Origin of the sequence: Corynebacterium sp., assembly GCF_012837295.1 — a bacterium.
GTDB lineage: Bacteria > Actinomycetota > Actinomycetes > Mycobacteriales > Mycobacteriaceae > Corynebacterium.
Genome location: NZ_DURI01000089.1, coordinates 1 through 2,457, shown reverse-complemented (window position 1 = coordinate 2,457; position 2,457 = coordinate 1). Strand labels below are relative to the sequence as shown.

The window sequence follows — 2,457 nt, the reverse complement described above, 5'->3', positions numbered from 1 at the left end:
GGGGAGCATGTCCCCGGGCCCGCTTCGCGTTTGGCGGTGCCCCGTTCCCGGTGGCGAACGTCTCTGGTCAGAGCCCCTTGTCGCCGGACGGGTTGTTGCGGCGGTTGAGCAGAACGCCGCGGATGCCCGCGTGGAAGCCATCGCGCAGGTTCACGCGCTGGCCGTCGGTCAGCGTGTATTCGTGCAGGGTTTCGCACGCGAACTGCAGCAGCGGGCGATCGATCTCCGGCGGCAGGCCACCGCCGGAGAGCAGGTGCGCCTCGTCGCGCTGGCGGTCGGTGGCCGCGGCCTCGTACCACCAGAGCGCGTACTGCTGCCCGACGTCGAACGGCGACTGGAATCCCGCCGACGCCCACACCTCGTTGGGAAGCGGCACGTAGCGGGAGCGCAGCTTGCGTCGGGGAGCCATCATCGACGGATTCGGCCGCGGGCCGGGCTTCGCGGGGGAGCCGGCTTCGGCCCCGGATGCGGCACCGGACTCGGGGCCGGGGCCGAACTCGGCCCCCGCGACCGCGCCGGAAACTTCCCCGGATGCGTCGCCGGATGCCGGCCCGGAACGCTCCGGCTCTTTCGGGACGGCGCCGGCCTCCGGTTCCGCCGCCTTCGCGTCGCCGGGTTTGCCCGGCTTCTCCGGCTCCTCGGCGCGCTCGGACTGTGCCGGCTCCGCCGGATTCGCGGTGGCCCCGGCAGACTCGGGCTGCTGCTTCGCCGCGGCCCCGGCCTGCTCGTGCGCCTTCGCCGCCGCAGCGGCAACTGCGGCGATGGCCTCCGCCGCATCCATGGGGGCGGGCTTGGCGCCACCGTCCCCGGCCACGCCGGCGCGCTGGGCGGCGGCATGCTCGGCCTGCGCGGGAATCTCCCGCGCGCCGGCCTTCGCGGCGGCCTCGGTCTCGGCGACCTTCGGCGCATCCGCCTTGGCGGTCGGCGTCGCGGCATCGCCCTCCGGGCATTCCTCCGCCAAATCCGAATGGGCGGCGGACGAGCCGTCGTCAAGCTTGGTTCCCGGAGGCGACACCCGGGTATCGGGCACCTTCGTGGCACCCGGTTCCTCGGGGGGCTCGACGTCGCCGAGCGGCTTGTCGCGCACGATCGGCGGCAGCGGCCCCTCCAGCACGTTGAGCTGCATGGACTCCGCGAAATCCTCGCGCGGATCGAGGATAGTGGTCGAATCGCAGGCATGCCGCAGCGCAGACGACATCGAATCCCAGCCGAAGCCGTACAAATGCACGCGCACGCCGGAGTTCGACGCCTCCGCCACGCCCGGCAGCATGTCGGCGTCGCCGGACACCAGAACCATGTCGGACGCCTGGCCCCGCACGCCGGCGATCACCATGTCGGCGACCAGGCGCGTATCCACCGCCTTCTGCGTGCGGCGATCACCCCATTCGATGAGCTGCCCCGCGCGCAGCTGCACGCCGTCGATGGTGCGCAGGGAACGTTGATAACGGTGCGGCCCCGACTCCGGGATGCCGTCGTACCAGAACTGCCGCTGCACCGGCTGCCCCAGCTGCTGCGTGATCATCCGGTCGAGAACATGAACCACCTCTCTGAGATCGATTTCCAATTGCCCGCGGGCCCCGGTCTCCCACGAGTTGTAAAAGCTCGCGAGCAGGTAAGACGTGTCGACGTACACCAATGTGCGTTCAAGCATGGGCTCCTTCAATCCGTTCATTGCTAAAGAAAGTCAGATTCGTTCACGTCCCAGGATGCACGAAAATGGGCAACCGGTGGCCGGATTGCACGACGGGTACCGTTGATCGCGGTCGGATGCGATGACGGCGGCGGGAAGGTGGCGGACCGGGTGAAACGGTGGTTCGCGATGCTCGTGGCCGTGACCGTCGTGGGGCAGGCCGTGTTCAACGGCGGGCGGGTGCTGCTGAGCTACCGCGTGCTGGGTTTCGGCGGCGACGCGGTGACGGTCGGCGTGTTCACCGCAGCGTTCTCGCTGGTGCCGTTGTTGATCGCGTTGCGTGCCGGGCGGTTGGTCGATGACGGGCACGCGCCGGCGGTGATGCGCGCCGGGCTGCTCGCCACGGTCGCCGCGACCGCCGTGATGGCGTGGTCCGGGGGATTGGCCGTGCTGTTGGCGGGGTACGTCGCGCTGGGTTTCGCGCACATGACCACCCTGATCGCCGCGCAGGGGATGGTGTCGCGGCTGCGGGGCACAACGACGGGCCTGGATTCGCTGTTCGCCTACTTCACCCTGGGCATTTCCGTCGGGCAGTTGCTGGGGATCGTGTTCTCCGGCTGGATCGCCGCAGGTGGGCAGGGTGAAGGCGGCGTGGACACGACCCCGGCGCTGGTGTGGCTGACGGCTCTGGGAGCGTGCGCGCTGGTGGGCGGGTGGCCCATCGCCTCTGCTTTCCGACGGCTCGTGCCCGACGCCGAGCGGCCCGGCGGCGGGGCGCCGGCGCATCTGCCGGTGTCGCGGATGCTGGTGCTGCCCGGGATGCCGGC

General features: G+C 70.7%; 1 protein-coding gene and 1 pseudogene. One reads left to right on the top strand and one right to left on the bottom strand.

Features of this window, described 5'->3' with window-relative positions; translation table 11 throughout:
• Nucleotides 1–67 precede the first annotated feature (67 nt).
• A complete protein-coding gene (locus GX015_RS02940) occupies nt 68–1,651 on the bottom strand; it encodes an NYN domain-containing protein (protein WP_291342682.1) in 1,584 nt (527 codons plus the stop codon).
• A 150-nt stretch (nt 1,652–1,801) separates the two neighbouring features.
• Here GX015_RS02940 and GX015_RS02935 point away from each other — a divergent pair.
• Nucleotides 1,802–2,457, top strand: a pseudogene (locus GX015_RS02935) (MFS transporter); the annotation flags it as partial.